General features: G+C 66.6%; 15 protein-coding genes and 1 tRNA gene. 6 read left to right on the forward strand and 10 right to left on the reverse strand.

What is annotated here, in order from left to right; genetic code table 11:
• Positions 1–301: 301 nt before the first annotated feature.
• A complete protein-coding gene (locus tag OC372_RS03470) occupies positions 302–556 on the reverse strand; it encodes a hypothetical protein (RefSeq protein WP_262000935.1) in 255 nt (84 codons plus the stop codon).
• A gap of 491 nt (positions 557–1,047) precedes the next feature.
• Here OC372_RS03470 and OC372_RS03475 point away from each other — a divergent pair, with 491 nt between their 5' ends.
• The gene (locus OC372_RS03475; RefSeq protein ID WP_262000936.1) at positions 1,048–1,212 is read left to right on the forward strand and encodes a hypothetical protein; all 165 of its coding nucleotides are present in this window, start codon (positions 1,048–1,050) and stop codon (positions 1,210–1,212) included.
• Positions 1,209–1,541, forward strand: a complete 333-nt coding sequence (locus OC372_RS03480; RefSeq protein WP_262000937.1) for a hypothetical protein — start codon at positions 1,209–1,211, stop codon at positions 1,539–1,541. Before OC372_RS03475 ends, OC372_RS03480 begins: the two co-directional genes overlap by 4 nt.
• Before the next feature lie 28 nt (positions 1,542–1,569).
• On the opposite strand, the gene OC372_RS03485 is transcribed toward OC372_RS03480, so the two are convergent.
• Entirely contained in the window at positions 1,570–2,361 is a 792-nt protein-coding gene (locus tag OC372_RS03485) for a DUF4145 domain-containing protein (RefSeq protein WP_262000938.1), read from the reverse strand.
• A 940-nt stretch (positions 2,362–3,301) separates the two neighbouring features.
• On the opposite strand from OC372_RS03485, the gene OC372_RS03490 reads away from it, so the two are divergent.
• Positions 3,302–4,048: a hypothetical protein gene (locus OC372_RS03490; RefSeq protein ID WP_262000939.1), complete on the forward strand. Its 747-nt coding sequence runs from the start codon at positions 3,302–3,304 to the stop codon at positions 4,046–4,048.
• Between the two features lie 403 nt (positions 4,049–4,451).
• Here OC372_RS03490 and OC372_RS03495 read toward each other — a convergent pair whose 3' ends face one another.
• The 3 genes from OC372_RS03495 to polA all read right to left on the reverse strand — a co-directional run bounded on the left by OC372_RS03495 (position 4,452) and on the right by polA (position 9,199).
• The gene (locus OC372_RS03495) at positions 4,452–4,598 is read right to left on the reverse strand and encodes a hypothetical protein (protein ID WP_262000940.1); all 147 of its coding nucleotides are present in this window, start codon (positions 4,596–4,598) and stop codon (positions 4,452–4,454) included.
• 246 nt (positions 4,599–4,844) lie between these two features.
• Positions 4,845–6,524 (reverse strand): DUF885 domain-containing protein, encoded by a 1,680-nt coding sequence (locus OC372_RS03500; RefSeq protein WP_262000941.1) that lies wholly within the window; start codon positions 6,522–6,524, stop codon positions 4,845–4,847.
• 41 nt (positions 6,525–6,565) lie between these two features.
• Positions 6,566–9,199 (reverse strand): DNA polymerase I, encoded by a 2,634-nt coding sequence (polA, locus tag OC372_RS03505; RefSeq protein ID WP_262000942.1) that lies wholly within the window; start codon positions 9,197–9,199, stop codon positions 6,566–6,568.
• Positions 9,200–9,244: 45 nt separating this feature from the next.
• Between polA and OC372_RS03510 the strand changes: the two genes are divergently transcribed.
• A complete protein-coding gene (locus tag OC372_RS03510; RefSeq protein ID WP_105709938.1) occupies positions 9,245–9,673 on the forward strand; it encodes a hotdog fold thioesterase in 429 nt (142 codons plus the stop codon).
• On the opposite strand, the gene OC372_RS03515 is transcribed toward OC372_RS03510, so the two are convergent.
• Together OC372_RS03515 and OC372_RS03520 are read right to left on the reverse strand one after the other, a co-directional pair.
• Positions 9,648–10,223 carry a GNAT family N-acetyltransferase gene (locus OC372_RS03515; protein ID WP_029273872.1) on the reverse strand — a complete coding sequence of 192 codons (576 nt, stop codon included), beginning with the start codon at positions 10,221–10,223 and terminating at the stop codon, positions 9,648–9,650. The two genes, OC372_RS03510 and OC372_RS03515, sit on opposite strands and share 26 nt — an antisense overlap.
• A gap of 2 nt (positions 10,224–10,225) precedes the next feature.
• Positions 10,226–10,846 (reverse strand): ANTAR domain-containing response regulator, encoded by a 621-nt coding sequence (locus OC372_RS03520; RefSeq protein WP_262000943.1) that lies wholly within the window; start codon positions 10,844–10,846, stop codon positions 10,226–10,228.
• 99 nt (positions 10,847–10,945) lie between these two features.
• Between OC372_RS03520 and OC372_RS03525 the strand changes: the two genes are divergently transcribed.
• Positions 10,946–11,028, forward strand: a tRNA-Leu gene (locus tag OC372_RS03525).
• Positions 11,029–11,122: 94 nt separating this feature from the next.
• Complete coding sequence (locus OC372_RS03530) at positions 11,123–11,599, forward strand: hypothetical protein (RefSeq protein WP_029263376.1); 477 nt, start codon at positions 11,123–11,125, stop codon at positions 11,597–11,599.
• Positions 11,600–11,604: 5 nt separating this feature from the next.
• Here OC372_RS03530 and OC372_RS03535 read toward each other — a convergent pair whose 3' ends face one another.
• The 3 genes from OC372_RS03535 to OC372_RS03545 all read right to left on the reverse strand — a co-directional run bounded on the left by OC372_RS03535 (position 11,605) and on the right by OC372_RS03545 (position 14,294).
• Positions 11,605–12,270 carry an esterase/lipase family protein gene (locus OC372_RS03535; protein ID WP_262001227.1) on the reverse strand — a complete coding sequence of 222 codons (666 nt, stop codon included), beginning with the start codon at positions 12,268–12,270 and terminating at the stop codon, positions 11,605–11,607.
• Positions 12,255–13,067, reverse strand: a complete 813-nt coding sequence (locus tag OC372_RS03540) for an alpha/beta fold hydrolase (RefSeq protein WP_105709940.1) — start codon at positions 13,065–13,067, stop codon at positions 12,255–12,257. The genes OC372_RS03535 and OC372_RS03540 overlap by 16 nt, the downstream gene beginning before the upstream one ends.
• Before the next feature lie 270 nt (positions 13,068–13,337).
• Entirely contained in the window at positions 13,338–14,294 is a 957-nt protein-coding gene (locus OC372_RS03545; RefSeq protein ID WP_262000944.1) for a hypothetical protein, read from the reverse strand.
• Positions 14,295–14,601 lie beyond the last annotated feature (307 nt).

The following is a 14,601-nucleotide window of genomic DNA, read 5'->3' on the forward strand; positions in this document are numbered from 1 at the left end:
GGCGTCAACTCTAGAGAAGCCGAGACTCAAACAAGCTCGTGAACCCGAGCCGCATCCAGCTTTCCGTCGCTGAGCACGGGTGTCCGGCGCTGATCCCGGCGCGGCACCGCTCGCCAACCACGCGCGAGCGACGACCCACCCCTGGGGAGGGACTCCCCCGCCCCCGTCATCTCCCCGCCCGGAGGGGCATAGCGTCTGCCAGTGCGCGCGACTTCCAGGGTTCAAACACCGTGAACTCTGTGTGAGTGACTACCCACTCGTTGGCCATCGAAAACCGCTCCGGACGCATGGCGGCACTCCGCTACACGTCAAAGAACTTTGGCAATCCGCTGACTTCAACCGCTTCGCCGAACTCCGTAGCGACGGCCTGCGCGCACATCATGGCTCCAGCGCTGAAGATGCGCGCACACGCGATAGTCGGCCGCAGGTACAAGGCGCGCTTGCCCGCCGAGCCGACCCGGGCAAGGATGTCATCGTCATTGGCCGACGACAGCGCCGCGCCGCGTCCCTTCCTCGACACTGGGCCTGGCCAAGTCTCGCCACCGATGCCAGTCACCGCGCCATGCGCAAGGCAGTGCCGGACCTCAATCCAGCTCTCCGAGCGGGAGATGTCGACGGCTTATCCGCCCACGTTGTCGAGTGACCGTGCTGCTTTGGCAAGTTGACCAGCCACCCCGCAGGGGCCGCCACGCTAATCCCCGCGGCTTTATCCAGGTGCTGAGCCAGCGTCTTCACAGAGGGGTTCGATAAGTCGGAGTTGGCAGCGACATGCGCCCATCCATGTCCCTGACGCAAGAGGCTCGCGGCAAGCAGGTCTTCGGCGAACGCTTCAAACGCACCAGTGATACCAAGCACCACCGCGGCGCAGATAGCCGAGTGCTTCTGTGCAGGGCGTCCGCGGTCCCGCGGCGCTGGCCATAGATCGAAGAGCAGCCGGGGCCCTTTCAGTGCCTTGGCGTACTTGTCGATGACCGGCTGGACCTCAATGTCAATCGGCATCTTTGCACCTCCTCTTCACGAACTATAGGACCCCGAGAAAGGCACAACGTGACCACCGCATCAACACCGAGCACCTTCGTCGCACGCATCCAAGTCGCCCCTGGCCAGCCGGTCGTCATTCCCGCGACCCACGTCGCCCACGACACCGAGCACGGCTACCGCATCGTCCCCGACGCTGGCCGCCAGGCCTCCACCGCTGGAGCTGCCCGATGATCGCCGCGTCCGAGCCAGCACAGACCGCCGCCCACATCAAGGAACGGGGCCGCTGCATCATCGCCCTCGCCGCCGGCCTCGCCTCCGCCGCTGAGGTCCAGTGGCTCTCCCCGCCAGCGCCGCCCTCGGCTAAGCAGACCGACCGCCGCCCGCCCGCTGGCGGCATCACCCGCCCTACAGAAGAAGACGCGACCTCATCCCGCCGCCTCCGCGTGCGCGCTGCCATCGTCTCCGGCGAGCTGACCGCCGAGCGCGTCGCCGCAGACGCGACCACCGCCGCAGCCGAGCTGGAGGCCGCGGTAGCCGCCTGGGCCGGGGTCCGCGCATGACTGGACAGCACCACTACCGCCCGGAACGCTAGTTCGCCCCGGCGCGCTCCGCCGCATCGCGCTTGCTCGCAGGCAGCATCGCGTATATCTCTTCGGATCGCTTGGGGCGCGTGACAAGCTCCTCCACCAGCTCATTGATGGCCTGGAGGAAGGTCTCCGCTAGCTCGCCTTGCTCTTGGTGTAAGTACAGCGCAACTAGGTCGCCATCCTCACTGTGCAACGCATCGTTGCCCACAACGCGCAGCGCCGTAAGCACTTTCCACAGCGCTGGGTTGATACGCCCACTCAGCTCCCCAATACGCTTGTTCAAGTCGCGCTTAGCCCCGGACTCATCGACCGCCTTGAGTAACGCCTCCAGCGCCGCACGCCCCAGCGCCGCGGCAGCGCGCCGCGACCCATCAAGTACGGCAGCCGCCTCGTTGAACAGCACCGCAGCAGTTTCCGGCATGTCAGGATGCGCAGCCACCGCTGCCCGCGTCGTGCGGGGGAAGATCATCTGCGCTTCGCGCCAAAGCGACATCCGCTTGCACGCGGCACACAACGTCGCCTGCCATTGCACGCCCGGGATGTATGGGTCCCACATCTGGTCCCCTTCGCTCTCCGTTCGCCAGTCGGCGGCGACCACACTTGCGCCGCTCGGCACGAACCAGTCAGGCTCATCGACAAACGCCCAAGCCTCGCTGTCACTGCCCGACTCCACCAGTAACCGCGGTGTCACGATGAGTTGGTGAGCCTGCTTGCCACAGTGCGGACGATCCTTCGACTGAAAGACCTTGTCTCGCGCAGAGGGGTCTTCCTGCGAGTACCGGATGGATGCCATACTCGCGAGCTTAGCTACCGTCGCGCCCGATCCGGGTTCCTCCCATCACCGCTACATGCCCGCTAATGTCCGACCCGCTCCCTACGATGGCAGCCATGGGCAACCCCGGTCGCGCGACGATCTCACGGGACGAGTACCGCGCTTACATCCAGTCACCCGCATGGCGACAGGTCCGCGCCCGCTACTGGGCATCCAAACTGCCCCAGGCCTGTTACGTCTGCGACGCCCCGCGACGCCCAGGGATGCACCTTCACCACCGCACCTACAAAAACCTCGGCGCTGAGCGCCTCATGGACCTGGTCCCGGTCTGTCCGACTTGCCACGACCGCATCCACGACGCCCACAAGACGATCCCCGCAGCCGCCCGCAACGGCCTATGGGGCGCAACCAAGTATGTCCGCGCCGAGGTCCAACGACGGCGCAAGCGCTACGCACGCACGCGCTCCGAAGGCGGGGGCACTTCCGCTCCGGCGCCTCCTAAACTCCGCGCTCATGCGCTACCTAGAGACGCCGAATCCGGCCCCGTTCCCCACCGACGAGCAGCACACCGCGTCGGTACTACGGCCAGATTTAAGCCCTCAAATCACACATAACGTGAAGGTCATGACAGACCTACTCCCACCCGATGCCATTGCCCAGCTTCTCGCAGCGCGAGCCGCTCGACAGCCATTGCGCCGCGACACCCCGACGCCCGCCGCACCGCGACCCTCACCGTCGTCACGCCGTTGATCAGCAGACGGCGGCTTGTGCCGTCTCTGATTACGTGCCCAAGTGACGACGTGCACACGCTTGAACTTGAGGGCGAGTGTCCCGATTGCGGCGCTCTGGACCTCTCCACCGCCGCCTGGCGACACCGCATGTTTCAACGCATACCGAAGCCCTCGCGCTCCCGTAGACCGTCGACCACCGTGTCGCCGAGCGCCTCGGGTACGCTCAGCGCATGACCGACCTCTCCGCGCTCATCCCGCCGCACGAACCCTCCGAGGACACCTTCGCCACCGTCGGCGGCATGGCGCTGGACGCCATCCCTCTCCTCGGCCCTCTTGCCGGGCGCGCACTCGATCATGCCCTCGCCGCACGCGAGCGCGCGCGACGCCACGAGTTCGATACGGCAATCGTCGGCGAGGTCCAACGTCTCGCTGAACGGACCGAGGCGGCGCTCACGGTCGCCGACATAGTCAGCTCCGAGGAGTTCCTTGCCACGCTCGCCCGCACCCGTCGCGAGGCTGCCGAGACCGCCAGCACATCCAAGCGGCAGCGTCTTGCACGCGCCGCTGTCGCGAGTCTCGACTCGGACGCACTCACCCGCGCCGAGCGGGAGGATTACCTACGCCTCATCACCGAGCTGGACGACCTCCACGTATGGCTACTCGCGTTTTTCGCCGATCCCCGCGCATGGCTCATTGCACACGAACTCATGCACACCTTCGCGAGCGTCAGCGGAGGCAGCCCGAGCGGGCCGCTGGAGGTCGCCCTCGACCGCTTCGGCGTCACGTTCTCCGCAACCGTTGAGGCTGCCCTCGCTGACCTTGAGCGCCTCGGACTCGCCGACGTTCCACCCCGGACACTCCGCACGTTCATGACCGCAAGCGGGATGTTCGAGTCCCGCATCACTCGCCGCGGGCGAGCGTTCCTCCGATACCTGGACGAGGGCGACCCAGCCGAAGCAGAGCCGCCGAGCGTCTAGCCCCGCCTCCGACCGCGCTATCCTGCAAGGCTGCCCACCTGACCTAGGAGACGCCATGACCGCCAGCGCCGACCCCTTCCCCGCCTTCTCCTCCGAGGTCGCCGACTAACCGGCCGAGGCCGCACTCCGGCGCTACCGCGACTGTCCGACATGCGGCGCCCCTTTCGTGCCCGAGCACGTCGCCGACGACCCCGTCGGGCTGGCGTGGTCCTGCCCGGTGCATGGCATCTTGGACCTGACGCCGGACCCGTTCAACGCCGACTAACTGCACCCCGCAGCATCAACAAGGCCCCGCAGCTCACACGCGAGCCGCGGGACCTTCCGTCGTTCCGGCGCGGCGCCCCCTAGGATGGCCGCCAGAGGTCCCGAGGTGCTAACTCCACTTCGGGGCCTCTCGCGTCCGCTAAGCTGCCAGCGCCTCGCTCTGCTCCGCCTCCACTATCGCCACCAGCTCGCCAAGCTGGGCCGCGGCGATGCCTCCGCGCGCCGGACCCGCGAGCACCAGATCGGCGATGCCATAGACGCCGTCCCGGGCCAGTGCCAACTCCACCGTCCGGCGCAGCGGGTCGCCGAGCGTCCCCGCTCAACCCCAGGCCGCAAACTCCACCGCCCGCACTCCGTGGGCTGCCGTGAGTGCTCCGAGCTTGTCCATCATCGTCCCTCCCCGGCGGGCACCATGCCCGTTCCGATGAAGACATAACATCTCCGGAAACCGCTTCTGACCACGCAAGACTCCCTCCGCAAGGCTCCGCGCGCAAGACTCCTTACGTGGCCTCAGAGACCGTCGCGGCGAAGGCTACGCGCTTCCGAGCAACGCCGCGCGGAGAGTGTCCAGTCCCACCCCTCCGAGGTCCAGCGCCTTCTTGTGGAAGGCCTTCTCTGAGAAGGCCGCGCCCTCCCGCGCTTTGGTCTCATCATGTATTTTTTGCCAGATGCGCTGTCCCACCTTGTATGAAGGTGCCTGCCCCGGCCAGCCGAGGTAGCGGTTGACCTCGAACTGCACGAACTGATCGGACATGTTCACGTTGCGGCGCATGAAGTCGAGCGCGTAGTCCGCGTCCCACACACCGGTACCATCGAGGCGCGGCTTACCGAGGTGCACACCGATGTCGAGGACGACCCGCGCCGCACGCATGCGCTGCCCATCGAGCATGCCGAGACGGTCGGCCGGGTCGTCGAGGTATCCGAGCTGCTCCATCAGACGCTCCGCATAGAGCGCCCATCCCTCGGCATGGCCCGAGGTGCCCGCGAGCAGACGGCGCCAGGAGTTGAGCTCGGCACGGTTGTACACCGCCTGCGCGATCTGGAGGTGATGGCCGGGCACACCCTCGTGGAAGACGGTGGTGAGTTCGCGCCAGGTGTCGAACTCCGTGACACCCTCGGGAACGGACCACCACATGCGACCGGGACGGGAGAAGTCGTCCGTCGGGCCGGTGTAGTAGATCCCACCCTCCTGCGTCGGGGCGATCATGCACTCCAATGTGCGGATAGCCTCCGGGATGTCGAAGTGCGAGGCGCCGAGTTCGGCGACCGCACGGTCGCTGGTCTCCTGCATCCACTTCTGCAGCGCTTCCGTGCCGACGAGCTTGCGGGTGGGATCGGCCTCGAGATGAGCAACGGCCTCTTCGACCGAGGCTCCGGGAAGGATCTCGTTCGCGATCGCGGTCTGCTCCGCCACCATGCGCGCGAGCTCCTCACGGCCCCACTCGTACGTCTCGTCGAGATCGATCGTCGCGCCGAGGAACCGGCGGGAGTTGAGCGCGTACAGCTCACGCCCCACGGCATCGACGTCGCCGGCGGCCGGGGCGAGCTCCTCCGCCAGGAATCGACGCAGCTCGTCGTAGGCGACCCGTGCGGCGGCGGAATTGTCGGCGAGCGTACGAGCCAGGGAGGCGGGAAGCTGACCTTCGTCCGGGTCGGCTTCCGCCACGAAGGCGGCGAAGAACCCGTCATCGGCGGTGTAGCGGTCGATCTGGGTGGCGACTTCGACCACCTGACGACGTGCGGGCATGACGCCCTCGGCGATGCCGGTGCGAAGCGTCTCGACGTAGCCGCGGAGAGCGCCGGGGACGGCGGCCAGGCGCGTCGCGACGACGTCCCAGTCCTCGACTGTCGACGTCGGCATCAGGTCGAACACCGAGCGCACGTCCTGCGCCGCGGAGGCGATGACGTTGAGGTCGCGCAGATGCCACTTGGCGTCGTGAAGCTCGAGGTCCAGGCGGAGCTCCGCGCTGAGATCGGTCTTGGTGACCTCGTCGATCGCGTCGACGGGCGTGAGAGCAGACAGCTTGTCGAGGGTCGATCGGGTCGCCGCGGCGATCTCCTCATGGCCGGCCGGGCTCAGATCGCCGAAACGATCGTTCACCTCGTCGCGGCCGATGTAGGTGCCGAGAGTGGGCGCCAGAACCGCGATCTTGTCGACCCATTCATCGGCGACGGCGTCGATGGCGGAGGGGGTGCGAGGAGCTGAAGTCATAACTGCCAGCCTAATCCCCGCCCCCCTTCCACCGCCGGAGGTCAGTGCGCGGCTTCGTTCCAGTCGCGACCACGGCCGACCTGCACGTCGAGCGGCACGGTCAGCTCGGCCGCATCTCCCATGCGCGCGCGGACGATGCGCTCGGTGGCATCCCACTCCCCCGGAGCGACCTCGACCACGAGCTCATCGTGGATCTGCAGCAGCACGCGCGAGGAGAGCTGTTCGGACCGCAGATCGTCGTGGATGTGCAGCAGCGCGATCTTCATGATGTCGGCCGCGCTGCCCTGGATCGGCGCGTTGAGCGCCGCACGCTCGGCGTTCTCCCGCAGCACCCGGTTCGGGCTCGCGAGGTCGGGGAACGGACGGCGACGACCGAAGATCGTCTCGGTGTAGCCGACTTCCTTGGCCTTCATGACCGACGCACGCAGATAGTCGCGCACTGCTCCGAAACGGGCGAAGTACTCGACCATGAGCTGCTTGGCCTCGGACTGCTCGATGCGCAGCTGCTTGGACAGCCCGAACGCCGAGAGTCCGTAGACCAAGCCGTACGACATCGCCTTGACCTTGGTGCGCATGGCGGGCGTCACATCGCTCGGATCGACGCCGAACACCCGTGCGCCCACGAAACGGTGCAGGTCTTCCCCGCTGTTGAAGGCCTCGATCAGCCCCTCGTCGCCCGAGAGGTGCGCCATGATGCGCATCTCGATCTGCGAGTAGTCGGCGGTGAGGAGAGCCTCGTAGCCCTCTCCGACCTCGAACGCACTGCGGATGCGGCGGGATTCCTCCGTGCGCACCGGGATGTTCTGCAGGTTGGGGTCGGTACTGGAGAGCCGCCCGGTCTGACTTCCGGTCTGCACATAGGTGGTATGGACGCGGTGGTCATCGCCGATCGCCGTGTCGAGCGATTCGATGATCTGACGCAGCTTGGTCGCTTCGCGGTGCTGCAGCAGCAGGCTCAGAAAAGGGTGCGGATGGCTCTCCTGCAGGTCGGCGAGCACGGCGGCATCCGTCGAATAACCCGTCTTCGTCTTGCGGGTCTTCGGGAGCTGGAGGTCTTCGAACAGGACCTCCTGCAGCTGCTTGGGTGAGCCGAGATTGAACTCGCGCCCGACGACGGAGAACGCCTCCTGCGCGAGCCCCTCGGCGCGCGTGGCGAGCTCGCCGGAGAAGGTCGAGAGCACTTCGTGGGAGACCGCCACGCCGGCGACCTCCATGTCGGCGAGGGTGAGCAGCGTCGGCAGCTCGATGTCGACGAGGACCGTGCCGACCGACTCCGGAATGTCTTCCCGCAGCGCATCGGCGACGCGCAGGGCGAACCAGGCCTCCTGCGAGGGCGTCGCACCCTCGGTCTCGGGCACGAGCTGGGACGGGTCTGCTTCGGGCAGCTTCTCGCCCAGGTATCGCTCGACCAGGTCGGCGAGGGTCTTGTCCGGGAAACTGGGGCGCAGCAGCCAGCCGGCGAGACTCGTGTCGTACGAAAGGCCGCGGAGGCGGAGGCCCTGACGGCTCAGTGCCTTGACCTGCGGCTTCGCATCGTGGAGCACCTTCGGCGCGTCGGATTCGATCCACTCGCGCAGGGCTTCGGCAGCGGTGTCCGTCCAGTCGGCCTCGCGCAGATCGGTCAGCGTGGCCGCACCGATGCGCACCGGGACGCCGCCCTGGGCGGTGACGCGAAGGGAGACATCGCCGTCCTGCGCTGCGGCCCAGGCCGCGAGATCGGCGGGCGCGACGTCGACCGGCGCAGGGAGGACGACGACGGAGGCAGGATCATCGGCGACTTCGCCGGCGCCGACGGCCTCGAACACCCGCGGCAGGAGGGTGCGGAACTCCAGACGCGCGAAGATGTCGCGCACCGCCTGTGCGTCGATCGGGGCGACCTCGAGATCAGCAGGTCCGACCGGAAGCTCGACGTCGGTGAGCAGACGGTTGAGCTTGCGATTGCGACGCACGTCTTCGATGTGATCGCGGAGGTTGCCGCCGACCACGCCCTTGATCTCATCGGCCCGTGCGATCAGCTCGTCGAGCGAGCCGAACTGCGTGAGCCACTTGACCGCAGTCTTCTCGCCGACCTTCGGCACACCGGGAAGGTTGTCGCTGGTCTCGCCGACCAGTGCCGCGATGTCGGGGTACTGCTCGGGCCGGACCCCGTAACGCTCCTGGACGGTCGTCGGGTCATACCGCTTGAGCTGGGAGACGCCCTGCACCGAGGGGTAGAGCAGCGTGACATCGTCGTTGACGAGCTGGATGGTGTCGCGGTCGCCCGAGACGACCAGCACGTCGTAGCCCTGTTCCGCGCCCTGGGACGCGAGCGTCGCGAGTATGTCGTCGGCCTCGATCCCCTCTTTCGTCAGAACCGGGATCGACATGGCGGCGAGGCAGTCCTGCAGGAGCGGGATCTGTCCCTTGAACTCCTGCGGCGACTCGGAGCGCGTGGCCTTGTACTCCGGATACTCATCGGTGCGGAACGAGTGCCGCGAGGTGTCGAAGGCGATGGCCAGGTGCGTCGGCTGCTCGGCTTTGATGAGGTTCACCAGCATCGACAGGAACCCGTAGATCCCGTTCGTGTGCTGGTTGTCCTTGGTCGTGAAGTTCTCGACCGGAAGGGCGAAGAAGGCACGATAGGCGAGCGAATGGCCGTCGACGACCATGAGGGTAGGCTTTGCGGAGTCCGTCACCCTGTCAGCCTAACGAGGACGACAGACACCCGCTGAGGAGGATGCATGAGCGACGTCGCGACGAGCGAAGGACTCGACTGGGCCACGGCCCGCGGGATGGGTGCTCTGGCCGAGAAGATGGGCATGGAGTTCGTCGAGTTCAGCGTCGAACGCTGCGTGGCGACGATGCCCGTCGAGGGCAACACGCAGCCGGTCGGGCTCATGCACGGCGGCGCGTACGTGGTGCTCGGAGAATCGCTCGGCTCGATGGCCGCGAACCTCCACGCCGGCGTCGGGCGGCTCGCGGTCGGCGTCGACATCAACGCCACCCACACGCGCTCGGCCACGTCCGGAGTCGTGACCGGCGTGTGCACGCCCGTGCACCTGGGCCGGAGCATCACCGTGCACGAGATCGTGGTGACCGACGATCAGGGTCGGCGCTGCTCGACGATCCGCATCACCAACATGATCAAGGACGTTCCCGCCGAGCGCTGAGCGGCTCCTCCAGCAGTCGCTGGAACAGTACGTGATCCTGCCACTCCCCCGCGATGCGGAGGTACTTCGGAGCCAGTCCGATGCGCTCGAAACCGTTTCCGAGCAGCACACGCTGGGATCCGATGTTGTGCAGCAGTGTCGCGGCCTGCATCCGGTGGAGGCGCAGCTCCATGCGCGAGTACTCCAGGATCTGTGACACCGCGCGGGTCGCGAGTCCGCGGTGCTGCCTCGCGGCGTCGACCCAATAGCCGAGGTCGGCGCTCCAGAACGCGCCACGGACGATGTTGTTGATGTTCATCCGTCCACGGATCTCACCGTCGTCCGACTCGATCACGAAACGGATGCTACGGCCGGACGCGGCGTCGGTGACGCACTCCTGAGCGTGGCGCTCCTGGGAGTCGATCGTGAAGAAGGACTCGCCACGAGTCGGCTCCCACGGTGCGAGGTGCTCCCGGTTCGACAGATACGCCCTCGAGAGCGCTGCACCGTCACCGATACGGACGGGCCGCAGGATGTGCTCGCCATCGAGCCGGAGGACTCCGGCGCTCACCGCTACTTCTTGGGGGCGAGCTGCTCGATGATCGCCTTGGCGACGTCCTGCATGGTCAGACGACGGTCCATGGACGCCTTCTGGATCCAGCGGAACGCCTCAGGCTCGCTCAGGCCCATCTTCTCGTTGAGCAGGCCCTTGGCGCGGTCGACGAGCTTGCGGGTCTCGAAGCGCTCGACCATGTCGGCGACCTCGGCCTCGAGCGTGATGATCTGCTCGTGGCGGGCGAGGGCGATCTCGATCGCGGGCAGCAGGTCGTTCGGCGTGAACGGCTTCACGACGTAGGCGAGTGCGCCTGCTTCGCTGGCCCGCTCGACGAGCTCCTTCTGGCTGAACGCCGTGAGGAGGACGACCGGCGCGATGTTGCCCTTGTGCAGCTTCTCGGCGGCGCTGATGCCGTCGAGCTGAGGCATCTTCACGTCCATGATGACGAGGTCGGGGCGCAGCTCGGTCGCGAGCGCGACCGCGGTCTCGCCGTCACCGGCTTCACCGACGACATCGAAGCCGTTGTCGCGGAGGATCTCGACGATGTCGAGGCGGATCAGCGACTCATCCTCGGCGACGACGACGCGTCGCGGGGCGGATGACGTGGGCTGGTCGGCCTGCTCTTCTTGCTCTGTCACAGAACCATCCTAGTGGAGAGGTCCGTGCGCGGGCTGTAGGTGCTCGCGGCGGAGGATCGCGCCCCGACCCTGCGCTAAAGTCGTAGACGCGACACACGAGCCGGCGTGGCGGAATGGCAGACGCGGAGCACTCAAAATGCTTTGTCCGAAAGGGCGTGTGGGTTCGAGTCCCACCGCCGGCACACGAATCGCGGTCGAGACCGCTGAATCACTCGCACAGCCTCAGATCGACCTCGTGTCCCGGGCCTGCGGACGCGATGACCGGAGGGGACTGCGATGACCTGGCCCGAAGACGAAGTGATCACTCGCCCTCAGCCGGTCGAACTCCATCCCGGCTGGGGCTGGGGTCTGCTGCTCGTTCCCGCGGCAGTGGGGCTCGCCGCCCTCGGCGTGTTCCTGTACCGCTCGCTCGGTTCGGGGGCGGGACTCCTGATCGGCGTCGCGCTCATCGCGTGGGCAGCATCCCTGGTGATGCCGTTCTTCGTCATCGCCTGGTACGCGGTACAGGCGACGTGGAAGGCATCGCGCGAAGCGCGTGGCCAGACCTTCGCCGCCCCATCGCAGGCGCTCCGCGGCATCGGTTTCCGCATCCGCTGGAGCCACGGTGCACGGCGCTTGATGTTCAATCCCGCGTCCTACGACGGACGTGACCTCCCGATGCTCGTCGCCGGTCGGGTCGTCCACGGTGTCGCGATCGGCATCCTGGTTCTCGCGGGCCTGATCGCCGCGTTCCTTTCTTTCACCTCGCGCTGAAGCGACTACTCGGCCAGCACGGCCAGTTCGGCCAGGACTCGAGGATGCGCAAGGATCCGGAAGTGTCCTCCGGTCTCGAGTCGGACGTTCTTGGCCCCGGCCAGCTCGCTCCCCTCCGGTATGTGGGGATCGAACGCCGCATAGATCGACACGATCCGTTCATTGACCGTGAGCTGCCGGGCGATGTCCACGATCGATGGGTCTTCCGGCGAGAAGGCGCGCAGGGTGCGCGACAGCATCAGACGGGCGTAGCGCGAGCCGCCGAACGGCGTAGCGATCGCGAGCATCGAGCGCACCCGCTCCCCCGCCGGGCCGGTCATGACGAGCTTGCCGGCGAGCCCTCCCTTGCTGTGTGCGACCAGGATCACGTCGGTGAGCCCTTGGCGCTCCAGGAACTCCGCGACAGCCGCCGCGATGTCGGCGACCGGACGCTCGTTCCGACGAAGCGTGTCGACGATGTGGACGGCGTGGCCGCGCGCGTGCATCTGCTCCACGAGGGGCTGCATGAACTTCCAGGTCTCGTACACACCCGGAAGCACGACGATGTGCGCAGCGCTCCCTGAGGCGAAGTTCGTGGCGTCTGTGCGGTCGAAGGTCGCGCGCAGCTGCCAGTAGCCCGCGTACGCGTAGTCAGCCAGCCACCAGCCCGCGTTCCTCAGCACGCTGATGATGCACTCCTCCGTCTCTGGGAAGCGGCCGATCGCACGCTCGGCGGCCACGGCCCGTCCGGGTTCGCCACGATGGCGGCGGCAACGGTACGAGGCGCGGAGTGCTGCACGACGTGGTGGCGTCCGGGCACCTCCACGAGCCGTGCAGTGCGCGCGGAGTCGCGAAGCCGCCGACACCATTCGCGCCCAGCCACCGGGTCATCGCCTCCCCTGATCACCAGGATGGGCCGCGTCAGCTCGGCGTACCGCTGCTCGGTCGGGTGCTCGATCATGTGCCGCGCCTGCTTCAGGTACCACCGGATGCCGCAGCGGAGATAGTCGGAGAACACGATCAGGTTGCTGGGCGGAGTCTCCCCGAGCGTGTCGATCGCGAGCGCCCTGGTCTGAGACACGAGGCTGCGATGGCTCTGATCGACGACAGGACCGATCGCGACGACGGCCTGCACGCGGTCCGGGCGGTGCAGAGCGGCCTCGGCCGCCCACTGCACTCCCATGGAGTGACCGACGACGATGATGCGATCCTCCCCCAGGGCGGCGATCACTTCCGCGAGTGCTCGTCCCATCCGCACCACATCGGGATTGCCGGAGGGCCTGGGCAGCCCCGCGAATCCCGGCAGGTCCACGGACACCACACGCGTGAGATCAGCAGGAACGTCATGCAACCGCGACAGGTAGCGATGCGACATTCCGATGCCGTGCACGAGCGCGATGGTGGGCGATTCCGCACCCGGCGGCCGCGGGCTGTCCCAGAGCCCGAAAGGCATCCCGTCGGTGACGATGCGACGACGGGAAGGACACATGTTGTGAAGCTACCGCAACGCGCGGAAACGCAGCACGGGCTTGACTGGCGCTCCGGTGCACGGCAGAGGGGGCGAGACCGAAGTCTCGCCCCCTCTCATTGCGGTTTCTGTCCGCGAGATCGCTGCACCCACCACTCGATACCGAAGCCGATCAGGATGAGCGACCCCGTGCAGATGCCGATGATCCACGGATCGATGTGGGTGGTCACGGCCAAGAGGAGTGAAGCGAAGAACAGGAGAGCGGGCCACCACCCACCCAGGAATGTAGGTTTAGGCACAGTTCGACTTCGCGACCTTATGGAGCCCCGAACCGACTGGGATTCGCATCGAGTAGCAGGAACTGCTTGCGAGTGAAGTGCCCTTGATCGCGCTTCGGACACCGGACCAGACGTTGGCGAGAGTCGGAGCGCCGATGAAACCGCAGAGCGTTCCGATCCAGCTGCCCACGCCCGGAATCTTGCTGGCACCACCGCAACCTCCAGCGAGCGCCACGCCTACAGTTGCCACGGATGCCGCCGCAATGGCCTGGGCTTGGTAGCCGTACATATTCCAGTAAACGCCAGGCCCGTCCGCGCCCCAGCCGACGGTGACTGCTGGGTCTGCGACCACGGGATAGGTCGCTTCCCGGGTATCCACGTGCTGAGTAATCATGTCGCCATCGAAAGAGTAAGACGTCGGTAGTTCTTTACCCCCCGCATCAACGGCCCAAGGGGCAGCGATCCTCCCCACCGTAATGGTGATCCCATCGAGATCGACGATCACGTCGAACCCTTCGTTGCTAGCCGACAGCTCTGCCCCCTCAGGCAATTCGATTGCAAAGTCAGTGGAAGTTTCTCCTGGATCCAGCAGGCTCATGACTCGCACTCCGTCCTCCAGCACAGTGGTTGACGTATTCAATTCTGCAGCACTGATCTTCAAATCGAATTCTCCGAGAGAGACGACAGCGCCTCCTTCGATGACTTCCGTCGTCACGCCCTGCGCCTGGTCTGGCGCATCCGTCGCAGATAAGCCTAGAGCCTGCTGAGCCGAGCCGAAGGGGTCCTCCTCGGTCGCGGCCCCCGTTGCTGCCTGTGCCGGCAGACCCCCCGTCGCGACGAGTGCGATCGCGAGCATCGCACTCCCCGCAGCCTTGGCGCCGCAACTGCAACTCGTGGCCAGTACTTTTCTCATTTGGCTTCCTCCTAAGAAATAGGTGAGCCGCCTCATGATGAATGCTTCAGCGATCACCCAGATTGATTTACACGCTGGCGAATCCACTGCTAGCACGTAACGGGTATAACGCTACTCGCCTAACCAGCCCTCGTCTGTCCCCCATTCGGCGGACATCGGCGGCTTCCCGGTCACGTAGAGGTCGGGGTGTGGCGGCGCGGGCAACGTTCCAGGACTGAAGCTGCGGATAAGCGCGGCGAAGCCTGGCCCGGAACAACAGCCAGTATCTTGCGTTCCTCAGCATGCCGATTCCACGCTCCTCATTGGAGGGCACCCTTCGGGTGTCAACGCTGCGGACCGCACGACAGAGGGGGCGAGACCGAAG

This window comes from Microbacterium sp. Mcb102, assembly GCF_024519805.1.
Classification (GTDB): Bacteria; Actinomycetota; Actinomycetes; order Actinomycetales; family Microbacteriaceae; genus Microbacterium.

Coding starts and splice junctions, on each gene's coding strand:
- OC372_RS03510 (WP_105709938.1), top strand. CDS start 9,245: ATGAGCGACGTCGCGACGAGCGAAGGACTCGACTGGGCCACGGCCCGC.
- OC372_RS03485 (WP_262000938.1), bottom strand. CDS start 2,361: ATGGCATCCATCCGGTACTCGCAGGAAGACCCCTCTGCGCGAGACAAG.
- OC372_RS03480 (WP_262000937.1), top strand. CDS start 1,209: ATGATCGCCGCGTCCGAGCCAGCACAGACCGCCGCCCACATCAAGGAA.
- OC372_RS03540 (WP_105709940.1), bottom strand. CDS start 13,067: ATGTGTCCTTCCCGTCGTCGCATCGTCACCGACGGGATGCCTTTCGGG.
- OC372_RS03500 (WP_262000941.1), bottom strand. CDS start 6,524: ATGACTTCAGCTCCTCGCACCCCCTCCGCCATCGACGCCGTCGCCGAT.
- OC372_RS03490 (WP_262000939.1), top strand. CDS start 3,302: ATGACCGACCTCTCCGCGCTCATCCCGCCGCACGAACCCTCCGAGGAC.
- OC372_RS03530 (WP_029263376.1), top strand. CDS start 11,123: ATGACCTGGCCCGAAGACGAAGTGATCACTCGCCCTCAGCCGGTCGAA.